We start from the raw sequence: 21,262 nt of genomic DNA on the forward strand, positions 1-21,262 counted from the left end.
GCAGGTCAGGCCGGGTTCTTGGCGCCCTTCTCCAGCTTGTCGCGCTTGGCGCCGGACTCCGCGGCGCCGGCGGCGGGCTCCGCGTCCCGCTCGGCCTTCGGCAGGTCACCCGGCTCGTCGGACGGCGCGTCGGCGGGCTCCCCGGCCCGTGCCTCGGCGCTCGCCATCGGATCGATGCTCGCCGGGTCCTCCCGGCCGGGCCGCTTCTTCCCGACGATCACGAAGTACGCGACGGCCCCGAGGAAGACGAGGATCGCCACCCAGTCGTTCAGCCGCAGGCCCAGGATGTGGTGCGCCTCGTCGACCCGCAGCCACTCGGTCCAGAACCGGCCCGCCGTGTACCCGGCCACGTACAGCGCGAAGGCCCGCCCGTGGCCCAGGGTGAACCGCTTGTCCGCCCAGATCACCAGCAGCGCGACACCCACGCACCAGAGCGACTCGTAGAGGAAGGTCGGGTGGTGGATCGTGGTGACGACCTCGCCGTTGGGCAGCGTCTTGGTGATCTCCAGGCCCCACGGCAGGGTGGTCTCCCGGCCGTACAGCTCCTGGTTGAACCAGTTGCCCCAGCGGCCGAGGGCCTGGGCGAGCACGATGCCCGGCGCGATGGCGTCCGCGTACGCGGGCAGCGGGACGCCGCGGCGGCGGGCGCCGATCCAGGCGCCGACCGCGCCCAGCGCGATCGCGCCCCAGATGCCGAGGCCGCCCTCCCAGATCTTCAGGGCGTTCCAGGGGTTCTTCCCCTCGCCGAAGTAGAGCTGGTTGTCGGTGATCACGTGGTACAGCCGGCCGCCGACCAGGCCGAACGGCACGGCCCAGACGGCGATGTCACCCACGGTGTGCCGGCCACCGCCCCGGGCGACCCAGCGCTTGCTGCCGAGCCAGACGGCGACGACGACACCGAGGATGATGCAGAAGGCGTAGGCGCGCAGCGGGATCGGTCCGAGGTACAGGACACCCCGCGACGGGCTGGGAATGTAGGCGATATCCATGGCAGCTCCGACGCTACAGGGTCGACGGCCCGTCCAGGACACCCCGGCGGTCACAGTCGGGCACAGATCGGGGCGCGGGCCCGGAGCACGGCCCGCCGTCGCCCCCTCCGGACGGGGAGGGGGCGGCGGCCACCCCGCAGCGTACGCGCCCGCTCAGCCGGCGTTCGGCGAGGGGTTGTTGGCCTCCGAGGTGGTGCTGGTGGGCGCCGGGGACTGGCCGTGGGTGCCGGGGGTGCCCAGCTGCTTGCCCTGGTTGGCCGCGTCCACCCACTTCACCAGGTTGGCCGGGGTGATCTCCTCGTTGTTGAACTTCGGGTAGATCGGCTGCCCGTTGAGCAGCACGGTCGGCGTGGACTTGAAGCTGGACTTGTCGAAGTCCTGCTGCACGGCGGACACCCATCCGCTGTACTTCAGGTCGTTGACGCAGGCCTCGAAGGTCGGCGTGACCAGGCCGTCGACCTGCTTGGCGAGGTTGATCAGGGTGGCCTTGTTCCCGAAGGCGTCGTTGGTCTCGTCCGGCTGGTTGCGGTACAGCACGTCGTGGTAGTCGCGGAAGTGCCCGGCGTCCTGGGCGCAGCCGAGCGCGTTGGCCGCGTACTTGGAGCCCTTGCCCGGCACGGCCCGGTCGATGAACGAGACGATGTGGTAGTTGGTGAAGATCTTGCCCGCGTCCTCCAGCTGGCTGATGGTGGACGAGAACTCCCGCTCGAAGATGCCGCAGGCGGGGCAGCGCGGGTCCTCGTAGACGGTGAGGACGGACGGCGCGTTGTCCGAGCCCACCGGGACGACCAGGTTCTTGTCCCCGATGGTGCCGGCCGGGACGGCGGTGGGGGTCTCCGGGGTGGAGCGCTGGTCCTGCACCACCACGCCGGTGACCACCGCGGCGGCGATCACCGCGAGCGCCACGCCGCCGATGATCAGCTTCTTCCTCCGCCGGCCGCGGGCCTCGTCCTCGGCCCGCTCCGCCAGCATCCGCTCACGGGCGGTGCGCTTGCCTTCTCGGTTCTTCTCGCTCATCAGCCTTGGAATTCCAGGTTCGGGGGGTGGGGGTGCGGTGGGTGGGACCGGGACGGCGGAGCCGGCACTCAGCCGGCCAGCCAGCCGTCCACGGAGAACTTCGTACGGGGCCGCCAGACCAGCCAGCCGGCCAGCAGCAGGAACCCGGTGTCGCGCAGGATCTCCTGCAGGTACTCGGTCTGCGAGGCGTCGACCGCCCCGCCGCCGCCGAAGCAGCCGCAGTCGATCGAGATGCCGCGCGCCCACGCGGAGGTGATCCCGCCGATGAAGGCGAGCAGCAGCACCGCCGAGACGGCCGCGACCAGGCGCGTGCCCAGGCCGATCACCAGCAGCAGGGCGAGCGCCAGCTCCAGGAAGGGCAGCCCGTGGCCCACCGGTTTGACCAGGGACTCGGGCAGGATCTCGTACGCGCGCACCGCCTGGGCGGCCTCCGCCGGGTCGGCGATCTTCGCCAGCCCGGCCCAGCCCCAGACCACGGCCAGGCCGAGCCGGGCGGCCGTGCCGATCCACTCAGTCGCCGGCCCGGCCATCCGGACAACCCCCTCGGGAAACACCGTCACGCCCCTATGAACCGCTCGTGGGGACGCCGGGTTCCTCCTGATTTCCGAGTTAAGCCAAAAGAGTGAAGGTTAAGACACTCTGAGGGCATTTCACCCTAATGGGTGGTCGGGGCCGCAGCCGGGCGGCCACCCCAGGTCGCGGCGGACGGCGGCGGAGCGGTCCGGGGCGGCGAGCTCCGGCCGGCCCCGGGCGGCCGAGCGGCCGGCCCGGGCCACCGCCGCCAGCCGGACCGCCTCCGCGCACACCTGGGCGTCCCGCTCGGCCCGCTCCACCCCCCGCCTGGCCAGCGCCGGCCCGACCGCGCTCTGTGCCCCGAGCGCGGCGCCGAGCGCCAGCGCGGCCGCGGCCGCCCGCAGCAGCACGGCTCGCTGAAGACCGGGCATCGGCCGACCCCTTCCGCTCGCTCGCCCCCGGGCACCGGGCACGTGGCAGGTGCACTCGTCCCTCCACTCAACGCGGCCCAACCACCGCTGGTGCGCGTGCCCGCCACTGTTCACCCGTTCGGGTCGGCGGGTTGACCGGACGGGCGTCGAACGGGTCCGGGAACGACGGCGGCCCGCCACCCCCGGCAAAGGGGTGACGGGCCGCCGGACGAGCCGTGGCGGGCGGTCCTACCGCCGGCGCACGCCCTGCGCCAGCTCACCGGCCAGCGAACGCACCGCCGCCAGCGCGGCCTCCTCGTCCCCGTCGGCGTCCAGGATCCGCTGCACGAACGCCGAGCCGACGATCACGCCGTCCGCGAACCCGGCCACCTGCGCGGCCTGCTCACGGGTCGACACCCCGAGGCCGACGCAGACCGGCAGCTCGGTGGTGGCCCTGGTCCGGGCGACCAGGTCCTCGGCGAGGTCGCCGACCTGCGCCCGGCTGCCGGTCACGCCCATCACCGCGGCCGCGTACACGAAGCCGCTGCCGGCCGCCGTGACCTCGGCCAGCCGCTTGTCCTTGCTGCTCGGCGCGACCACGAACACGGTGTCCAGACCGTGCTCCCCGGCCGCCTTGCGCCACTCCTCGGACTCCTCCACCGGCAGGTCCGGCAGGATGCAGCCCGCCCCGCCGGCCGCGGCCAGGTCGGCGGCGAACCGCGCGACGCCGTACCGGTCCACCGGGTTCCAGTAGGTCATCACCAGCACCGCCGCGGCGGGGTGCGCGGCGGCGACCTCCTGGACGGTGCGCAGCACGTCCTTGATCCGCACGCCGGCCCGCAACGCGATGTCGTCGGCGGTCTGGATGGTCGGGCCGTCCAGCACCGGGTCGGAGTGCGGCAGGCCGACCTCGACGATGTCGCAGCCGCCCTCGATCAGCGCGTTGACCGCCCGCACGCCGCCGTCCACGGACGGGAAGCCGGCCGGCAGGTAGCCGATCAGCGCGGCGCGGTCCTCCGCCTCGGCGGCGGCCAGGATGCCACTGAGCTTCGAAGCCATGGTCACTTACCCCCGTGGGCGGAGCCGGCGCCCGGCTCGTCGTAGAGGCCGAAGTACTCGGCGGCGGTGTGCATGTCCTTGTCGCCGCGCCCGGAGAGCGAGACCAGGATGGTGGCCTCGGGCCCGAGCTCGCGGCCCAGCTCCAGGGCGCCGGCCAGCGCGTGCGCGCTCTCGATGGCCGGGATGATGCCCTCGGTGCGGGACAGCAGCCGCAGCGCCTGCATGGCGGCGTCGTCGGTGACCGGGCGGTACTCGGCCCGGCCGGTGTCCTTCAGCCAGGCGTGCTCCGGGCCGACGCCCGGGTAGTCCAGGCCCGCCGAGATCGAGTGCGACTCGATGGTCTGGCCGTCCTCGTCCTGCAGGACGTAGGTGCGCGAGCCGTGCAGCACGCCCGGGTCGCCCTTGGTGAGGGTGGCCGCGTGCCGCGGGGTCTCGGCGCCCTCGCCGGCCGCCTCGCAGCCGATCAGCCGCACCCCGGCGTCCGGGATGAACTCGTGGAAGATGCCCATCGCGTTGGAGCCGCCGCCGACGCAGGCGACCACGGCGTCGGGCAGCCGCCCGGTGCGCTCCAGCACCTGCTCGCGCGCCTCCACGCCGATGACCCGATGGAAGTCGCGGACCATCATCGGGAAGGGGTGCGGGCCGGCCACGGTGCCGAACAGGTAGTGGGTGGAGTCCACGTTGGCGACCCAGTCGCGGAACGCCTCATTGATGGCGTCCTTGAGCGTGCGGCTGCCGGACTTCACGGCGATGACCTCGGCGCCGAGCATCCGCATCCGGGCGACGTTCAGCGCCTGGCGCTGGGTGTCGACCTCGCCCATGTAGATGGTGCAGTCGAAGCCGAACAGGGCGCAGGCGGTGGCGGTGGCCACGCCGTGCTGGCCGGCCCCGGTCTCGGCGATGATCCGGGTCTTGCCCATCCGCTTGGTGAGCAGGGCCTGGCCCAGCACATTGTTGATCTTGTGCGAGCCGGTGTGGTTGAGGTCCTCGCGCTTGAGCAGGATGCGCGCGCCGCCCGCCTCGGCGGAGAACCGGTGCACGTCGGTCAGCGGACTGGGGCGGCCGGTGTAGTCCTTGAGCAGCGCGTCGAGCTCGGCGGTGAAGGCCGGGTCGGCCTTGGCCTTCTCGTACTCCTCGGCGACCTGCTCCACGGCGGCGACCAGCGCCTCCGGGATGAAGCGGCCGCCGTACGCGCCGAAGTAGCCGCGCGCGTCCGGCACCTCGGCGCCGGGCAGGTAGTCCTTGTCGGACCGTTCGGACATGGTGAAGTCCCTCGGAAAGATGACGACGGTTGACGGTGACGTCTGTCGGCTGCGCTCAGCCGGACGTCTCGCGCCATCGCCGCCCCGGCACCTGCCCGGGTTCGCAGCCGATGACGTACCGCACCCGCCGCCCCAGCACCCGGCGTGCGGGCGCGCGGCAGCCGCGCGGGCGGCAGCCGGGAGCGAGTCGGGTGGCGATCTTCATGGCGGCGGGATCAGTCCTTGTGCCGGATCGCCGGGTGGGCACCGGCGGCGACCAGGTCGGCCACCGCGGCCCGCGGGTCCTTGCCGGTCACCAGCGACTCGCCGACCAGCACCGCGTCCGCGCCCAGGTTGGCGTAGGAGATCACGTCGAGCGGGCCGCGCACCCCGGACTCGGCGACCTTGACGATGCCGTCCGGGATCGCGTGGACGACGTTGCCGAAGGTGTTGCGGTCCACCTCAAGGGTCTTGAGGTTGCGGGCGTTGACGCCGATGATCCGCGCGCCGGCGTCCACCGCGCGCTTGATCTCCTCCTCGTCGTGCACCTCGACCAGCGGGGTGAGGCCGATCGACTCGGCCCGCTCGATCAGCGACACCAGGGCCGGCTGTTCGAGGGCCGCGACGATCAGCAGCGCGAGGTCCGCGCCGTGCGCCCGGGCCTCCCACAGCTGGTAGGCGGTGACGATGAAGTCCTTGCGGAGCAGCGGGGTGTCCACGGCGGCCCGGACGGCGTCCAGGTCCGCCAGCGACCCGCCGAAGCGGCGCTGTTCGGTCAGCACGCTGATCGCGGCGGCGCCGCCGGCCGCGTAGTCGATCGCCAGCGACGCCGGGTCCGCGATCGCGGCCAGCGCGCCCTTGGACGGGCTGGAGCGCTTGACCTCGCAGATCACCCGGACACCGTCGCCGCGCAGCGCGGCCACGCCGTCCTTGGCGTCCGGGGCCTTGGCGGCGCGCTCCTTGAGCTCGTCCAGCGAGACCCGGGCCTGCCGCTCGGCGAGGTCCTCCAGGACCCCTTCGACGATCGAGTCGAGCACACTCACTCGGGCGCCCCCATCATGTCTGCCAGTCCTGGTCCCGCTGGCGAGGAGCCGGACGGCCTAGCGGACCTCCGGCCCTTCGATGGTATCGGCACGGGGGAGCGCACGGCGCATCCGCCCGGCGCGCGTCTCACGGAACGGACCCCCGGCGACCGCCGCGAACTGCGGCTTCACACCGCCACCACCACCGGAACGGTCAGACCGGGGGCGGTGCCAGGCCCGCGCCGACCGGCAGATTGCGGACCACCGTGAAGACCAGGACGAGCAGCCCCACCAGCACCCAGCGCCGGGCCCCCAGCGCGAGCCCGGGGCCGGGCAGGGCCCGCAGCGCGGCCCAGAGCCAGCGCACCCAGAGCACCCCCAGCACGGCGAACAGCAGCACCGCGACCGCGTTGTCGTGCAGCGCTCCGCTGAGGTCCCCGTGGGTCAGCGCGTGCACGCAGCGCAGCCCGCCGCAGCCGGGGCACCACCAGCCGGTGGCCGCCAGGAAGGGACAGTCGGGGTAGTGCCCGGGGACGTTCGGGTCCACCGTGGCGACGTACCCGGTGGGAATGGCCACGGCGGCCACTGCGGACAGCGGCGGCACCAGCCGGCGCGGCGCGGAGGGCCGGGCGGCGGTGGGGGCGGGGGCGGCGTTCACGCCCATGATTGTGCCCGCCCGGGCGCCCGGGCGGGAGAAGCGAAACGGCGGCCCGCGGGCCGCCGTTCACGCGAGGTGCCGTTCGATCAGGCGGAGGCGGCGGCCAGCGCGGCCTGCTCCTCGGGGGTGTAGACCATGGTGCTGGGCTGCTTGCCCATGCCCGCCATCGACATGGCCTTGCCGACCACGCCGCCGAGCAGGACGACCGCCAGGCCGGCGCAGGTCAGCAGCACCGACGGGAGGATCATCGCAACGCCGGCGATGCCGAAGCCGAGGAACGAGATGGTCACGCCGGTCCAGGCGGCGGGGTTGTGGCCGTGTGCTGCTGCTGCCATCGGATGGTGCTCCTACGCTCTCGGGGCCCGACCGGGCCTGCTCGGCCCCTCACGGGTTGACGTGTCCCACTTGACGTCTCCATTGTGCCGGGCCACACAAGCACGCCCCAAGGGGGTGCCGGGTCTATCACGTCACAGTCGGGCCCGGCGCGTCGACGCTCGGCGCGCGGCGGTCCGTCCGGTCAGCCCGCCGTCGGGTCCTCGCCCCGGTCCAGCGCCTTCCACAGGTCCGCCGGGCTCTCCGCGGCGGCGGCCCGCCGCTTCGCCGGCGCCGCCTTGCCGGTCGGCGCCTCGTAGCGGCTGCCCATGGCCGGCCAGCCGCGCCCGTACCGGGCGGTCAGCAGCCCGGCCAGCGCCAGCAGCAGCCCGCCCAGCAGGGCCACCCACGGCCAGGCGGTGTGCGAGACCCCGGTCGCGGCCGAGCCGGTCAGCGCCAGCTTGCGGGCCGCCTCCGCGTCCAGCGCGGCGGTGTCCCCGGCGCCCGCCGCCGCGGCGGCCGCCGCGCCCAGCCCGGCCAGCACGGTCAGCGCCCCCACCGCGAGCCGGCCGGCGCCGCGCACCGCGAACACCGCCACCGCCGCCGCCAGCGCCACCAGCGCCAGCCCGGCGGGCAGTTCGGAGATCTTCCCGCCGGTGACGGAGACCTCCAGGGTCCCCGCCGTACCCTCGGCCCAGACCCGGCCGGCGGCGGTCAGGACCAGCACCGCGCCCAGCACGGTGAGCAGCAGCATCACCCCCAGCGTGCGCCGTCCGGCCCGCGCGGCGGGCGCGGGAGCGGCGGCGGGGGCGGGGGGTACGGCGTCGGTAGGGGCTTCAGCGCTCACCGCACCAGTGTCCCCCGCCCTCACCCCGCCACCGCACCCGGGGTGGGCGGCTCGACCGGGAAACCGCCCGTCTCCAGCACCAAGGTGCGCTCCCCCAGCGGCAGGAAGAGATCGTTCCCGAAGGGCACCCGCTCCGCCTCCCGGTACCCGGCGCCGGGCAGCGGGCGGCTGTGCACCGTGCAGACGCCCTCCCGCGGGTCCACCACGACGTACAGCGGGACGCCCGCGGCGGCGTGGAACCGGTGGCGCCCGGCCGGCTCCGGCGCCGGGAGCACGTCCAGCACCACCAGCGCGTCCCCGGCCCGGTAGTGCCCGGCGGGGTCCGGCACCGCCCCCGGGGCGAGCAGCACCAGCGCGGCCGGCTGCCCGTCCAGCCGCACGTCCGCGAGGACGCCGCCGTGGCCGCCCGGCTGCCGCACCAGCTGCTCCCTGGCGGAGGTCACGATCCGCCGCTGCGCCTCCGGCATCCTGCTGTCCCTTCCGCTGCGGCGGCCCCCGCGACCCGCGCGGGGACCGGCGGTCCTACGGCCTACGCAGCGTATTCGCGGTGGCCACCGCGCGCAGGACGGCGGCGGCCTTGTTGCGGCATTCGGTGTCCTCGCCGTGCGGGTCGGAGTCGGCCACCACGCCGGCGCCGGCCTGCACGTACGCGGTGCCGTCGCGCAGCACGGCGGTGCGGATGGCGATCGCGGTGTCGGAGTCCCCGGCGAAGTCCAGGTAGCCGACGCAGCCGCCGTACAGGCCGCGGCGGGTGGGCTCCAGTTCCTCGATGATCCGCATCGCCCGCGGCTTGGGAGCCCCGGAGAGGGTGCCGGCCGGGAAGCACGCGGTCAGCACGTCGAAGGCGGTCCGCCCCTCGGCGACCTTGCCGGTCACCGTGGAGACGATGTGCATGACGTGGCTGTAGCGCTCGATCTGCATGAAGTCGACGACCTCGACGCTGCCCGGCTCGCAGACCCGCCCGAGGTCGTTGCGCCCGAGGTCGACCAGCATCAGGTGCTCGGCCCGCTCCTTGGGGTCGGCGAGCAGCTCGGCGGCCAGCTCGGCGTCCTCGTGCGGGGTGGCGCCGCGGTGCCGGGTGCCGGCGATCGGGTGCAGCATCGCCGCGCCGTCGGTGACCTTGACCAGCGCCTCCGGGCTGGAGCCGACCACGTCGAAGCCGCCCTCGGCGCCGCCGTCCGGGCCGGGGAAGCGGAACAGGTACATGTACGGGCTCGGGTTGGTGGTGCGCAGCACCCGGTAGACGTCGAGCGCGGAGGCCGGGCAGGGCGCCTCGAACCGCTGCGAGGGCACCACCTGGAACGCCTCGCCGGCCCGGATCCGCTCCTTGATCTCCTCCACCGCGGCCCGGTACGGCTCCCCGCCGAACGGCGAGCGGACCTCGCCGGGGCCGCTCGGGGTGAAGGTGGCCAGGCCCGGGTCGACCGGCTTGAGCAGGTCGGCCTCCATCGCGTCGAGCCGGGCGACGGCGTCCGCGTAGGCCTCGTCCACCCCGCTGGCCAGGTCGTTGTGGTTGACCGCGTTGGCGATCAGCAGCACGGTGCCGTCGGCGTGGTCGAGCACGGCGAGGTCGGTGGCGAGCAGCAGGGTCAGCTCGGGCAGCTTCAGGTCGTCCGGGTTGAGGTCGGGCAGCTTCTCCAGCCGGCGGACCACGTCGTAGCCGAGGTAGCCGACCAGGCCGCCGGTGAGCGGGGGCAGGCCGTCGTCGGGGTGGCGCGGGGTGTGCAGGGCCCGCAGCGTGGCGCGCAGCACCTCCAGCGGGTCGCCGTCGGTGGGGATGCCGACCGGCGGGGCGCCGAGCCAGCGGGCGCCGCCGTCCGGGGCCGTGGTCAGGGTGGCGGCGCACCGCACGCCGACGAAGGAGTAGCGCGACCAGCTGCGGCCCTGCTCGGCGGACTCCAGCAGGAAGGTGCCGGGGCGCTCGTCGGCGAGGCTGCGGTAGAGGCCGATCGGGGTGAGGCCGTCCGCGAGGAGCCTGCGGGTGACCGGGATGACCCGGGTGTCGACGGCGAGCTTGCGGAAGGCTTCGAGGTCCATGGCGTGCGGCACCTTACGACGGAGGGGCGGAAGGGGGTGGTCGGCCGGGCGGTCGGTCAGCCGAGCGGGAGCACGTCGGCGTCGAAGCAGGTGCGGTCGCCGGTGTGGCAGGCCGCGCCGGTCTGGTCGACCTTGACCAGCAGGGTGTCGCCGTCGCAGTCCAGCGCGACCGACTTGACCTGCTGCACGTGGCCGGAGGTGTCGCCCTTCACCCAGTACTCGCGGCGGCTGCGGCTCCAGTAGGTGCAGCGGCCGGTGGTGAGGGTGCGGTGCAGCGCCTCGTCGTCCATCCAGCCCAGCATCAGCACCTCGCCGGTGTCGTACTGCTGCGCGATCGCCGGGAGGAGGCCGTCCTCGGTGCGCTTGAGGCGGGCGGCGATCTCGGCGGCCAGGGCGGTGGAACCGGGGGCGGCGGGTGTGGTGGACATGGGGCCATTGTGTCAGCCCGGTCCGGGCGGCCGGGCCGCCGTCCGGATCGCGGCCGCGGCCGTGAACAGCGGCGGACGGTCCCCGGGGCGCCGGACCGACCATCCGATCGAACGAGTTGTGCCAACCGCCTGCCGGGCGGCCCGGTTCTGCGCCATTCTCATGGTCATGACCTCCGAGCAGCGCGCCGCCGACCCCGCCGAGCCGCCGGGCGACGACGACCGCCCCCGCCCGGGGGGCACCTCCGACGCCCGGCCGTCCCGGGGCCTGCTGATCGCCGTCGCGGCGGTGCTGGCGGTCCTGCTCGCGGTGGTGGCGACGGTCCTGCTGTGGCCCGCGGACGACCCGGCGCCCAAGCCGCCGCCGCCCACCCCCACCACGGCCTCGCCGACGCCCACCCCGACCCCCACGCCGACGCCCACCCCGACGCCGACGCCCACGCCGAGCAAGGCGGTGCCGTACAGCTTCTTCACCGTCGGCGCCTGCCTGGACCACCCGCAGCTGAGCAAGACGGTCACCAAGCCGGAGGCCCGCCCCTGCGAGGAGAAGCACGACGGCGAGGCCGTCGCCGACCAGCTGCTGCCGGAGGGGCTGTCCGGCGACTACCAGATCGGCAACGCGATGCGGGACGGCTGCAAGGAGGCGCAGGCCGCCGCCGAGGCCCGGCAGGGCGGCGGCGGGCCGTACTACAGCTACCCGGTGGGCCCGAACTTCTCCTTCTACCAGCAGGGCTGGCGCGACTACACCTGCATCCTGACCGCGAGCAACCGGCCCGGCTCCACCAAGCTCACCGGGCAGCTGCGCTGAATCCCCGTCAGCGGGACGCCTAGGCTGAGGGCATGTCGAACCACGCCCTCGCCGAGCGCCACCGCCTGGCCGAACTGCTGGCCGCCGCCGGACCGGACGCGCCCACCCTCTGCGCCGGGTGGTCCACCCGGGACCTCGCCGCCCACCTGGTGATCCGCGAGCGGCGGCCGGACGCCGCCGCGGGCATCCGGGTCGGCCCGCTGGCCGGCTGGACCCACCGGGTGCAGGAGTCGTACGCCGACCGGCCCTACGAGGAGCTGGTCCGGATGTTCCGCTCCGGACCGCCGGTGCTCTCGCTGTTCTCGCTGCCCGGCGCGGACGAGGCGGCCAACACCGTCGAGTACTACGTGCACGCCGAGGACGTCGCCCGCGCCGGCGAAGGCCCCGGGCCTCGGCCCGTACCGCCCGGCCGGGTCGAGGCGCTCTGGCGCCGGCTCCCGCTGATCGCCCGGCTGGAGGCCGGCCGCCGCTCCCCCGTGCGGCTGCAGCTGAGCCACCCGGACGGCCGGAGCCTGACCGTCGGCCCGGCCGGCATGCCGACCGTGCGGATCACCGGAGAGCCGGGCGAGCTGGTGCTCTTCGCCTTCGGCCGCGGCGCCCGCGCCGAGCTGACGGTGGACGGCCCCGAGGACGCCGTCGAGGCCCTGCGCCACGCCCTGCCGATCCCGTAGCCGGGGGCGGTCCCGGCTGCGGATGTCACCGGCGGGGTGCAGACTCGCAGATGGCAGAGGCCGGGCGGGCCGCCGCCCGGCCCCGCCCGTCGTTCCCGTCTCCCTCCCCCGAAGGGACGCGACACCATGCTCACCACCGACTTCCCCGCCGGCTCCCCCTGCTGGATCGACCTCGGCAGCCCGGACCCGGCCGCCGCCGCCACCTTCTACGGGACGGTCTTCGGCTGGACCTTCCGGTCCGCCGGCCCGGAGGCCGGCGGTTACGGCTTCCTCCAGCTGAACGGGAAGACGGCCGCGGCCGTCGGCCCGCTCACCGAGGAGGGCGCGCACTCGGCCTGGACGACGTACTTCCGCACGCCCGACGCCGAGGCCACCGGCAAGGCCGTCGCGCAGGCCGGCGGCACCGTCCGGGTCCCGGCCATGGACGTGATGGACGCCGGGCTGATGGCCCAGCTGACCGACCCGCAGGGCGCCGACTTCGCGCTCTGGCAGCCCGGCACGGTGACCGGCCTGGACGTGGTCTCCGAGGACGGCGCGCTGATCTGGGCCGAGCTGCACACCAGTGACGTCGACGCGGGCTTCGCCTTCTACCGGAAGGTCTTCGGCTGGCGCTCCGAGGACTTCCCCGCCCCCGGCATGACGTACAAGGTGCTCTCCCCCGCCGAGGGCGACCTGCGGGGCACCGCGTTCGGCGGCATCGCCCCGGTGATGGGCGAGGCCCAGCCGCCGAGCTGGACGCCGTACTTCGGCGCCGTGGACGTGGACGGCGTGGTCGCCCGGGCCACCGGCGCCGGCGCCACCGTGCTGATGGGCCCGGAGAGCGTCCCGGACGTCGGCCGGATCGCCTGGCTCGCCGACCCGTTCGGCGCCCCGTTCGCCCTGATCAAGGGCGAACCCCCGAAGGAGTCCTGACCGCCTTCCGGCGCTTCCGCCCCCGCACCCCCTGCGCTAGCCTCGCGAGCGAGCGAGCAGCGCAGGGGGTGCGGCCGTGCAGCGAACACCGTCGGACGGGGGCTGGCCCGAGGGCACCCTGCTGGCCGAGCTGCGCCGCGACGGCTCCCCCGCCGCGCTCGCCGCCGAGCGGGCCGTCCTGCGGCTGGGCACCCGGCGCGCGCACGGCCACGGCGAGACCCTGATCCTGGACCGGGACCCCGGCGGCTTCGTCCTGCTGCTGCTGACCGGCTTCGCCAAGGCCACCGTCGAGGACACCGCGGGCGCGACCGCCCTGCTGGACGTCCGGGCGTACGGGGACGTGGTCGGCGAGGCCGCCGCCCTCGACGGGCAGCCCCGCTCGGCGACCGTGACCGCGGCCGGACCGGTCACCGTGCGCCGGATCTCCCAGCCCGAGTGGCTGCACTGGCTCGGCGGCCACGCCCCGGCCGGCCTCGCGCTGAGCCGCTGCCTGGTGCACCGCGGCCGGACCACCACCCGTCGGCTGGTCGGCCTCGCCTCCGAGCCGGTGCTGCACCGGCTCGCCCGCCGACTCGCCGACCTGGCCCGGTGCTACGGCACCGTCGGTCCGCGCGGCGCCGGCATCACCGTCCGCCCCCGGCTGACCCAGGCGGAGCTGGCCGCCCTGACCGGCGCCGGCGAGCGCCGGGTCCACCACGCCCTGCACGAGCTGGCCGACCGCGGCCTGATCCGGCTGGGCCGGCGCAGCACCGTCGTCCTGTCGCTGCCCGGCCTGGTGGAGCTGGCCGACGGACGGACGGACCCCGGCGCGGCCCTCGGCACGGACGTCGGCCCCGACCCCGATCCGGCCTCAGCGGACCGGGTGCCCGGCCTCCCGCAGCGCGTTCTTGACCTCGCCGATCCGCAGGTCGCCGAAGTGGAAGACGCTGGCGGCCAGCACCGCGTCCGCGCCCGCCTCCACCGCCGGGGCGAAGTCGGCGAGCTTCCCGGCCCCGCCGGAGGCGATCACCGGCACCGACACGGTCTTGCGCACCGCCCGGATCAGCTCCAGGTCGTAGCCGTCCTTGGTGCCGTCGGCGTCCATCGAGTTGAGCAGGATCTCGCCCGCGCCCAGCTCGGCGGCGCGCCCGGCCCACTCGACGGCGTCCAGCCCGGTGCCCTGACGGCCGCCGTGCGTGGTGACCTCGAAGCCCGAGGCGGTCTCGGTGCCCTCGGGGCAGCGCCGGGCGTCGACCGAGAGCACCAGCACCTGGCGGCCGAACCGCTGGGCGATCTCCCGGACCAGCTCGGGGCGGGCGATGGCGGCGGTGTTGACGCCGATCTTGTCGGCGCCGGCCCTCAGCAGCTTGTCGACGTCGTCGACGGCGCGGATGCCGCCGCCGACGGTGAGCGGGATGAAGACCTGCTCGGCGGTGCGGCGGACCACGTCGTAGGTGGTCTCGCGGTCGCCGGAGGAGGCCGTGATGTCGAGGAAGGTCAGCTCGTCGGCGCCCTCGGCGTCGTAGAGCTTGGCCATCTCGACCGGGTCCCCGGCGTCGCGGAGGTTCTGGAAGTTGACGCCCTTGACCACGCGGCCGGCGTCGACGTCCAGGCAGGGGATGACACGTACTGCGAGGGTCACGGCTGATTGCCTTCCAAAGCTTCCAGGGTCGCGGCGAGTCCGGCGCGGTGGGCGTCGAGTTCGACCTCGGCGAGCATCCGCGAGTCGACCAGGCTCTCCACCACCACGACGGCGGCCACCGGGCGCACCGCGCCGAAGAGCTCCTGGTGGGCGCGGCCCGCCGCGTCGATGTCACGGGCGTGGGTGAGGTACACCCGGGTGCGGACCACGTCGTCCGCCGTCAGACCGTACGCGGCCAGGGCCTCCAGCGCGTTGCCGAAGGCGGTCCGGGCCTGCTCGTAGGGGTCGCCCTCGCCGTGCAGCACGCCGTCCACCAGCGGCCGGGCACCGGCGACGTGCACGTGGTCCCCGGCGGCGACCGCCTGCGACGCGCCGAGGGTCTCCTCCCAGACGGAGAAGCCGCCGAGCCGGCCGCGCACGATCCGACGTTCCGTCATCCCGAAACCGCCTCCAACGCCTCTCCGAGGGTGAACTTCTGCTCGTAGAGTGCCTTGCCCACGATGGCGCCCTCGACTCCCTCGCCGACCAGGCCGGCGATGGCCCGCAGGTCGTCCAGCGAGGAGACGCCGCCGGAGGCGACCACCGGCTTGTCGGTGGCGGCGCACACGTCGCGCAGCAGCTGGAGGTTGGGGCCGGTCAGGGTGCCGTCCCGGTTGACGTCGGTGACCACGTAGCGGGCGCAGCCCTCGGCGTCCAGGCGGGCCAGCACGTCGAACAGCTGGCCGCCCTCGCTGGTCCAGCCGCGGCCGCGCAGCGTGGTGCCGACCACGTCCAGGCCGACGGCGATCCGCTCGCCGTGCTCGGCGATGGCCTTGGCGACCCACTCGGGGCTCTCCAGGGCGGCGGTGCCGAGGTTGACCCGGGTGCAGCCGGTGGCCAGCGCGGCGGCCAGCGACGCGTCGTCGCGGATGCCGCCGGACAGCTCGACCTTGATGTCCAGGGTCCCGGTGATCTCGCGCACCAGGTCCCGGTTGGAGCCGGTGCCGAAGGCGGCGTCGAGGTCGACCAGGTGCAGCCACTCGGCGCCGGCGTCCTGCCAGGCGAGGGCGGCGGCGAGCGGCTCGCCGAAGGAGGTCTCGGTGCCGGAGGCGCCCTTGACCAGGCGGACGGCCTGGCCGTCCCGGACGTCGACGGCGGGCAGCAGTTCGAGGCGGCTCATGATCTGAAACTCTTCCGTCGTCAGAGGGTGCTGACCCAGTTGGTCAGCAGGGCGGCGCCGGCGTCGCCGGACTTCTCGGGGTGGAACTGGGTGGCCCACAGCGGACCGTTCTCGACGGCCGCGACGAACGGCTGCCCGTGGGTGGCCCAGGTGACCAGCGGCGGGTTGATCCGCGCGCTGTGCGCCTCCAGCTCCCAGCTGCGTACCCCGTAGGAGTGGACGAAGTAGAAGCGGGTGTCCGCGTCCAGGCCGGCGAACATCCGGCTGCCCTCGGGGGCGTCCACGGTGTTCCAGCCCATGTGCGGCACGACCGGCGCCTCCAGCGGCTCCACGGTGCCCGGCCACTCGTCGCAGCCGGCGCTCTCCACGCCGTGCTCGACGCCCTTCTCGAAGAGGATCTGCATGCCCACGCAGATGCCCATGACCGGCCGGCCGCCGGCCAGCCGGCGCCCGATGATCCAGTCCCCGCGGACCGACCTCAGCCCGCGCATGCAGGCCTCGAAGGCGCCGACGCCGGGCACCAGCAGGCCGTCGGCGTCCATCGCGGTCTGGTAGTCGGAGGTGACGGTGACGTTCGCCCCGGTCCGCTCCAGGGCGCGCTGCGCCGAGCGGAGGTTGCCCGAGCCGTAGTCGAGCACCACGACGTTCTTGCCCATGTTCAGGTGTCCCAGTCTTTCGTTCGCTCGACGGTTACAGGCGCATGAGGCCCGAGCCCAGGCACATCAGCGAACCCAGGGCGAGCACGAGGATGACGCCCTTGGAGTGCTTCTGCTTCCAGAACGAGATGACGCCGCCGGCCAGGAAGAGCCCGACGAAGATGAGGATCATCGCGGAGTTGCTCACAGTGCGCCCTTGGTCGACGGGAGGATGCCGGCCGCGCGCGGGTCGCGCTCGGCGGCGTAGCGCAGGGCCCGGGCCAGCGCCTTGAACTGGCACTCCACGATGTGGTGCGCGTTGCGACCGTACGGCACGTGGACGTGCAGGGCGATCTGGGCCTGGGCCACGAAGGACTCCAGGATGTGCCGGGTCATGGTGGTGTCGTAGGTGCCGATCATCGGCGCCATCTTCTCCGGCTCGGTGTGCACCAGGTAGGGGCGGCCGGAGAGGTCGACGGTCACCTGGGCGAGCGACTCGTCCAGCGGCACGGTGCAGTTGCCGAACCGGTAGATGCCGACCTTGTCGCCGAGCGCCTGCCGGAAGGCGGCGCCGAGCGCGAGGGCGGTGTCCTCGATGGTGTGGTGGGTGTCGATGTGCAGGTCGCCGTCGGTCTTCACGGTGAGGTCGAAGAGACCGTGGCGGCCGAGCTGGTCGAGCATGTGGTCGTAGAAGCCGACGCCCGTGGAGATGTCGGTCTTGCCGGTGCCGTCCAGGTCTATCTCGACCAGGACGGAGGTCTCCTTGGTGGTGCGCTCGACGCGTCCGATGCGGGTCATTCGGGTTAGAGCTCCTTGATCACGGTGGCGACGGCGGCCAGGAAGGCGTCGTTCTCGGCGGGGGTGCCGGCGGTGACGCGCAGCCATCCGGGGACGCCGTTGTCACGGACCAGGACGCCGTGGTCGAGGACGGCCCGCCAGACGGCGTGGGTGTCGGCGAAGCGGCCGAACTGGACGAAGTTGGCGTCCGAGTCGGTCACCTCCAGACCGAGCCCGCGCAGCGCCTCGACCAGCCGGTCGCGCTCGGCCTTGAGCCGGCCGACGTAGCCGAGCAGGGTGTCGGTGTGCTCCAGGCAGGCCAGCGCGGTGGCCTGGGTGACGGCCGACAGGTGGTACGGCAGCCGGACCAGCTGCACCGCGTCCACCACCGCCGGGTCGGCGGCCAGGTAGCCCAGGCGCAGCCCGGCCGCGCCGAAGGCCTTGGACATGGTGCGGGAGACCACCAGGTTGGGGCGGCCCTCGATCAGCGGCAGCAGCGAGTCGCGGTGCGAGAACTCGACGTACGCCTCGTCGACCACCACCAGGCTGGGCCGGGCGGCCTGCGCGGCCTCGTACAGCCGCAGCACGGTGGCGGCGTCGACGGCGGTGCCGGTCGGGTTGTTCGGCGAGCAGACGAACACCACGTGCGGGCGGTGCTCGGCGATCGCCGCGACGGCGGCGTCCAGGTCGATGGTGAAGTCGGCGTTGCGCGGGCCGGAGATCCAGCCGGTGCCGGTGCCCCGGGAGATCAGCGCGTGCATCGAGTACGAGGGCTCGAAGCCGAGCGCGGTGCGGCCGGGGCCGCCGAAGGTCTGCAGCAGCTGCTGGATCACCTCGTTGGAGCCGTTGGCGGCCCAGACGTTCTCCCGGGCGACGGCGTGGCCGGTGGTGCGGGTTAGGTACGCCGCCAGGCCCTCGCGCAGCTCGACCGCGTCGCGGTCGGGGTAGCGGTTGAGGTTCCGGGCGGCCTCGGCGACCCGCTCGGCGATCCGGGCGACCAGCTCCTCGGGGAGCGGGTACGGGTTCTCGTTGGTGTTCAGCTGGACCGGGACGTCGAGCTGCGGGGCGCCGTAGGGCGACTGGCCGCGCAGCTCGTCCCGGACGGGAAGGTCGTCGATCGTGGTCACGTTCCGGGAACCGTCCAGTCGAATCGGGCCTTGATCGCGTCGCCGTGACCGGGCAGGTCCTCGGCGTTCGCCAGGTTGACGACGTGCTCGGCGATGCCGGCCAGCGCCTCGCGGTCGTACTCGACGACCTGCACGCCGCGCAGGAAGGTCTGCACGGACAGGCCCGAGGAGTGGCAGGCGCAGCCGCCGGTGGGCAGCACGTGGTTGGAGCCGGCCGCGTAGTCGCCCAGCGAGACCGGGGTGAACCGGCCGAGGAAGATCGCGCCGGCGTTGCGCACCTTCGCCGCGACCGCGTGCGGGTCGCGGGTCTGGATCTCCAGGTGCTCGGCCGCGTAGGCGTTGACCACGGCCAGGCCCTGCTCCAGGTCGTCGACCAGGATGACGCCGGACTGCCGGCCGCCCAGCGCCTCGGCCACCCGCTCGCTGTGCCGGGTACGGGCGACCTGGGTCTTCAGCTCGGCCTCGACCGCGTCGGCGAGCGCCACCGAGTCGGTGACCAGCACCGAGCCCGAGGTCGGGCCGTGCTCGGCCTGGCTGATCAGGTCGGCGGCGACGTCCACCGGGTCGGCGCTGTCGTCGGCGAGGACGGCGATCTCGGTCGGGCCGGCCTCGGAGTCGATGCCGATCCGCCCGGCGAAGTAGCGCTTGGCGGCGGCCACGTAGATGTTGCCGGGGCCGGTGACCATGTTCACCGGCTCGCACTCCTCGGTGCCCAGCGCGAACATGGCGACCGCCTGGGCACCGCCGACCGAATAGACCTCGGTGACGCCGAGCAGCGCGCAGGCCGCCAGGATGGTCGGGTGCACCCGGCCGCCGAAGGCCTTCTGCGGCGGCGAGGTCACCGCGATGCCGCGCACGCCCGCCTCCTGGGCCGGCACCACGTTCATCACAACGGAGGACGGGTAGACGGCCAGCCCGCCGGGCACGTACAGCCCGACCCGGTCCACCGGCACCCAGCGCTGGGTGACCGTGCCGCCCGGCACCACCTGGGTGGTGTGCCCCTCGCGGCGCTGGTCCGCGTGCACGATGCGGGCGCGGCGGATCGACTCCTCCAGCGCGGCGCGCACCTTCGGGTCCAGCTCCTCCAGCGCCCGCGCGATCTGCTCGGCCGGGACCCGGGTGGACTCCAGCCGCACGCCGTCGAAGCGTTCGGTGATCTCGATCAGCGCCGCGACCCCGCGATGATGCACGTCCTCGGCGATCGGACGCACCTTCTCCAGGGCGGCCGCGACGTCGAAGTCGGCACGGGGCAGCAGGTCGCGCGGGTCGTCGAGCGAGCCGCGCAGATCGATTCGAGAGATCACGCCCCCAGTGTAAGGAGTGGCCGGAACCGACGGTCCCGCATTTCAGTCCGTGATACGAAGGGCGAGACGGCCGGGGGAGGCCGGGGGAATCGGGGGGAACCGTGACGGATCGGGCACCGGACGACTGGACGGCCGCCGAACAGGCACTCTGGCAGGCGTTCCGGCTCGGCCGGATCCACGACCTGCGCAGCGGCGAGGCCGCCGAGGACGACCCGTTCGGCGAGGCCGTCTGGGGTCCGGAGCGAACGGTCCGCGCCCGGGTGCTCGCCCGGCTGCTGCTGGACGGCCCGGCCGCGGTCCCCGGCCGGGTCGCCTCGCTCAAGCTGACCGGCGCCCTGGTCACCGGCCCGCTCGACCTGGCCGGCGGCACCATCGGCCACTACGTCGAGCTGCACGACTGCCGCTTCGACCAGAAGGTCCTGATCTCCGAGGCCGAGGCCGGCACCCTGCGCTTCATCAACTGCCTCATCCCCCGGCTGGAGGCCTCCCGGCTGGCGACCTCCGGGGACCTGCACCTGGCCCGCTGCCGGATCCGCCAGGGCGTGCGGCTCACCGACGCCCGGATCGGCACCGACCTGCTGATCAACCAGGCCGTCCTGGGCGGCGACCGGTTCGGCCGGGCGCTGTCCGCCGACGGCATCGCGGTCAGCCAGGACTGCGAGGCCGACCGGCTGGCGACCCACGGCGAGGTCAGCCTGCGGACCGCCCGGATCGGCGGCCGGCTCTCGCTGCGCGGCGCCCAGCTGCGCGCCGCGCCGGGCAACCGCAACGCCCTCAACGCGGTGCGGCTCACCGTCGGCCACACCCTGTACCTGAGCGGCTCGGCCGACGGCGGCTGGTACGGGTCCCAGACCTACTACGGCTCCGGGTACGGCGAGGTCCCGCCGCCGGACGCGCCGAGCACGCCGTTCCGCGCCTTCGGCCAGGTCCGGCTCTCCGACGGCCGCTTCGAGAACGCCTGTCTGCTCTCCGACGCCGAGTTCCACCTGGTCGACGGCGACGAGGTGACCCTGCGCCGGATCCAGACCCCGGAACTGCGCTTCACCTGCCGGTTCCCGGAGGGCGGCGCCGTCTCGCTGTCCCGGGCCCGGATCGGCAACCTGGTCGACGCCCCCGGCTCCTGGCCGCAGGGGGGATCGGTCGGGCTCACCGGGTTCACCTACGAGTGCCTGCGCCCGGCCGTGCCGTTCCCCGTCCGGCAGCGGATCGGCTGGCTGGAACGTTCCTCCGTGGAGTTCCAGCCCGAGTCCTACGAGCAGCTCGCCGCCGCGCTGCGCCGCGACGGCGCCGACGACGACGCCCGCGAGGTGCTCTACGCCAAGCAGCGCCGCCGCCGGCAGACCCTGCCGCTGCCGGCCCGGATCTGGGGCCGGATCCAGGACGCCACCGTCGGCTACGGCTTCCGCCCCGGCCGCGCCGCGCTCTGGCTGCTGCTCGCCTGGGCACTCGGCAGCCTCTACTTCGCCACCCACGCGCTCCAGCCGCTCAAGGCCGACGAGCGCCCGCACTGGAACCCGGTGCTGTACGCGCTCGGCCAGCTGCTGCCGATCGTCGACCTCGGCCAGACCGGCTGGAACCCCGGCGGCACCGCCCAGTGGGTCTCCTCCGGCCTGGTCGTGGTCGGCTGGGTGCTCGCCACCACGGTCGCCGCCGGCGCCAGCCGGATGCTCCAGCGCGGCTGAGGACCGCTGAGCACCCGGGCCGTGAAGGCCCGGCGG

At 74.3% G+C, this 21,262-nt stretch carries 26 protein-coding genes and 1 pseudogene; 5 read left to right on the forward strand and 22 right to left on the reverse strand.

What is annotated here, in order from left to right:
• Positions 1–5: 5 nt before the first annotated feature.
• From lgt to hisI, 14 genes are all read right to left on the reverse strand, one after another.
• Positions 6–989: a prolipoprotein diacylglyceryl transferase gene (lgt, locus tag ACFVVU_RS05455; protein ID WP_387788472.1), complete on the reverse strand. Its 984-nt coding sequence runs from the start codon at positions 987–989 to the stop codon at positions 6–8.
• A 153-nt stretch (positions 990–1,142) separates the two neighbouring features.
• On the reverse strand, positions 1,143–2,006 hold the full coding sequence (locus ACFVVU_RS05460; protein WP_387788473.1) for a DsbA family protein: 864 nt from the start codon (positions 2,004–2,006) through the stop codon (positions 1,143–1,145).
• 68 nt (positions 2,007–2,074) lie between these two features.
• Positions 2,075–2,536 carry a MauE/DoxX family redox-associated membrane protein gene (locus ACFVVU_RS05465; RefSeq protein WP_355361603.1) on the reverse strand — a complete coding sequence of 154 codons (462 nt, stop codon included), beginning with the start codon at positions 2,534–2,536 and terminating at the stop codon, positions 2,075–2,077.
• 120 nt (positions 2,537–2,656) lie between these two features.
• Positions 2,657–2,950, reverse strand: coding sequence for a hypothetical protein (locus tag ACFVVU_RS05470; protein WP_387788474.1), 294 nt, complete (start codon positions 2,948–2,950; stop codon positions 2,657–2,659).
• A 228-nt stretch (positions 2,951–3,178) separates the two neighbouring features.
• Entirely contained in the window at positions 3,179–3,988 is an 810-nt protein-coding gene (trpA, locus tag ACFVVU_RS05475; RefSeq protein ID WP_380684407.1) for a tryptophan synthase subunit alpha, read from the reverse strand.
• Positions 3,989–3,990: 2 nt separating this feature from the next.
• Positions 3,991–5,250, reverse strand: a complete 1,260-nt coding sequence (trpB, locus tag ACFVVU_RS05480) for a tryptophan synthase subunit beta (protein ID WP_380684406.1) — start codon at positions 5,248–5,250, stop codon at positions 3,991–3,993.
• A 55-nt stretch (positions 5,251–5,305) separates the two neighbouring features.
• On the reverse strand, positions 5,306–5,455 hold the full coding sequence (trpM, locus tag ACFVVU_RS05485; protein WP_344337432.1) for a tryptophan biosynthesis modulator TrpM: 150 nt from the start codon (positions 5,453–5,455) through the stop codon (positions 5,306–5,308).
• A 10-nt stretch (positions 5,456–5,465) separates the two neighbouring features.
• Positions 5,466–6,272, reverse strand: coding sequence for an indole-3-glycerol phosphate synthase TrpC (trpC, locus tag ACFVVU_RS05490; protein WP_380684405.1), 807 nt, complete (start codon positions 6,270–6,272; stop codon positions 5,466–5,468).
• Positions 6,273–6,465: 193 nt separating this feature from the next.
• The gene (locus tag ACFVVU_RS05495; RefSeq protein ID WP_380684404.1) at positions 6,466–6,915 is read right to left on the reverse strand and encodes a DUF2752 domain-containing protein; all 450 of its coding nucleotides are present in this window, start codon (positions 6,913–6,915) and stop codon (positions 6,466–6,468) included.
• Positions 6,916–6,995: 80 nt separating this feature from the next.
• Complete coding sequence (locus tag ACFVVU_RS05500; protein ID WP_355361615.1) at positions 6,996–7,244, reverse strand: HGxxPAAW family protein; 249 nt, start codon at positions 7,242–7,244, stop codon at positions 6,996–6,998.
• A gap of 182 nt (positions 7,245–7,426) precedes the next feature.
• A complete protein-coding gene (locus ACFVVU_RS05505) occupies positions 7,427–8,068 on the reverse strand; it encodes a TIGR02234 family membrane protein (protein WP_380684403.1) in 642 nt (213 codons plus the stop codon).
• A 20-nt stretch (positions 8,069–8,088) separates the two neighbouring features.
• Positions 8,089–8,535 (reverse strand): hypothetical protein, encoded by a 447-nt coding sequence (locus tag ACFVVU_RS05510; RefSeq protein ID WP_380684402.1) that lies wholly within the window; start codon positions 8,533–8,535, stop codon positions 8,089–8,091.
• 55 nt (positions 8,536–8,590) lie between these two features.
• The gene (locus ACFVVU_RS05515) at positions 8,591–10,105 is read right to left on the reverse strand and encodes an anthranilate synthase component I (RefSeq protein ID WP_387788475.1); all 1,515 of its coding nucleotides are present in this window, start codon (positions 10,103–10,105) and stop codon (positions 8,591–8,593) included.
• 56 nt (positions 10,106–10,161) lie between these two features.
• Positions 10,162–10,533 (reverse strand): phosphoribosyl-AMP cyclohydrolase, encoded by a 372-nt coding sequence (hisI, locus tag ACFVVU_RS05520; RefSeq protein WP_355361623.1) that lies wholly within the window; start codon positions 10,531–10,533, stop codon positions 10,162–10,164.
• 166 nt (positions 10,534–10,699) lie between these two features.
• Here hisI and ACFVVU_RS05525 point away from each other — a divergent pair, with 166 nt between their 5' ends.
• The 4 genes and pseudogenes from ACFVVU_RS05525 to ACFVVU_RS05540 form a co-directional block, all read left to right on the forward strand.
• Complete coding sequence (locus tag ACFVVU_RS05525; RefSeq protein WP_387788476.1) at positions 10,700–11,338, forward strand: hypothetical protein; 639 nt, start codon at positions 10,700–10,702, stop codon at positions 11,336–11,338.
• 32 nt (positions 11,339–11,370) lie between these two features.
• Positions 11,371–12,009 carry a TIGR03085 family metal-binding protein gene (locus ACFVVU_RS05530; protein WP_387788477.1) on the forward strand — a complete coding sequence of 213 codons (639 nt, stop codon included), beginning with the start codon at positions 11,371–11,373 and terminating at the stop codon, positions 12,007–12,009.
• Positions 12,010–12,135: 126 nt separating this feature from the next.
• Complete coding sequence (locus ACFVVU_RS05535; RefSeq protein ID WP_387788478.1) at positions 12,136–12,921, forward strand: VOC family protein; 786 nt, start codon at positions 12,136–12,138, stop codon at positions 12,919–12,921.
• A 76-nt stretch (positions 12,922–12,997) separates the two neighbouring features.
• Positions 12,998–13,690, forward strand: a pseudogene (locus ACFVVU_RS05540) (Crp/Fnr family transcriptional regulator); the annotation flags it as partial.
• A gap of 81 nt (positions 13,691–13,771) precedes the next feature.
• Here ACFVVU_RS05540 and hisF read toward each other — a convergent pair.
• Genes hisF through hisD form a run of 8 tightly spaced genes read right to left on the reverse strand, consistent with a single transcriptional unit; the run spans position 13,772 to position 19,544 of the window.
• Entirely contained in the window at positions 13,772–14,542 is a 771-nt protein-coding gene (gene hisF, locus ACFVVU_RS05545; RefSeq protein WP_387788479.1) for an imidazole glycerol phosphate synthase subunit HisF, read from the reverse strand.
• The gene (locus ACFVVU_RS05550) at positions 14,539–14,979 is read right to left on the reverse strand and encodes a Rid family hydrolase (RefSeq protein WP_380682189.1); all 441 of its coding nucleotides are present in this window, start codon (positions 14,977–14,979) and stop codon (positions 14,539–14,541) included. The genes hisF and ACFVVU_RS05550 overlap by 4 nt, the downstream gene beginning before the upstream one ends.
• Positions 14,976–15,701, reverse strand: coding sequence for a bifunctional 1-(5-phosphoribosyl)-5-((5-phosphoribosylamino)methylideneamino)imidazole-4-carboxamide isomerase/phosphoribosylanthranilate isomerase PriA (gene priA / locus ACFVVU_RS05555; protein WP_380682190.1), 726 nt, complete (start codon positions 15,699–15,701; stop codon positions 14,976–14,978). Before priA ends, ACFVVU_RS05550 begins: the two co-directional genes overlap by 4 nt.
• Before the next feature lie 20 nt (positions 15,702–15,721).
• Complete coding sequence (gene hisH / locus ACFVVU_RS05560) at positions 15,722–16,357, reverse strand: imidazole glycerol phosphate synthase subunit HisH (RefSeq protein WP_380682191.1); 636 nt, start codon at positions 16,355–16,357, stop codon at positions 15,722–15,724.
• A 34-nt stretch (positions 16,358–16,391) separates the two neighbouring features.
• Entirely contained in the window at positions 16,392–16,544 is a 153-nt protein-coding gene (locus ACFVVU_RS05565; protein WP_344325680.1) for a hypothetical protein, read from the reverse strand.
• Positions 16,541–17,134: an imidazoleglycerol-phosphate dehydratase HisB gene (gene hisB, locus ACFVVU_RS05570; protein WP_355361642.1), complete on the reverse strand. Its 594-nt coding sequence runs from the start codon at positions 17,132–17,134 to the stop codon at positions 16,541–16,543. Before hisB ends, ACFVVU_RS05565 begins: the two co-directional genes overlap by 4 nt.
• A 5-nt stretch (positions 17,135–17,139) precedes the next feature.
• Positions 17,140–18,240, reverse strand: coding sequence for a histidinol-phosphate transaminase (locus ACFVVU_RS05575; protein ID WP_387788480.1), 1,101 nt, complete (start codon positions 18,238–18,240; stop codon positions 17,140–17,142).
• Positions 18,237–19,544 (reverse strand): histidinol dehydrogenase, encoded by a 1,308-nt coding sequence (gene hisD / locus ACFVVU_RS05580; RefSeq protein ID WP_387788481.1) that lies wholly within the window; start codon positions 19,542–19,544, stop codon positions 18,237–18,239. Before hisD ends, ACFVVU_RS05575 begins: the two co-directional genes overlap by 4 nt.
• A gap of 101 nt (positions 19,545–19,645) precedes the next feature.
• On the opposite strand from hisD, the gene ACFVVU_RS05585 reads away from it, so the two are divergent.
• Positions 19,646–21,226, forward strand: coding sequence for an oxidoreductase (locus ACFVVU_RS05585; RefSeq protein ID WP_387788482.1), 1,581 nt, complete (start codon positions 19,646–19,648; stop codon positions 21,224–21,226).
• Positions 21,227–21,262 lie beyond the last annotated feature (36 nt).

The sequence above is a fragment of the Kitasatospora sp. NPDC057965 genome, assembly GCF_042887135.1.
Taxonomy (GTDB): domain Bacteria; phylum Actinomycetota; class Actinomycetes; order Streptomycetales; family Streptomycetaceae; genus Kitasatospora.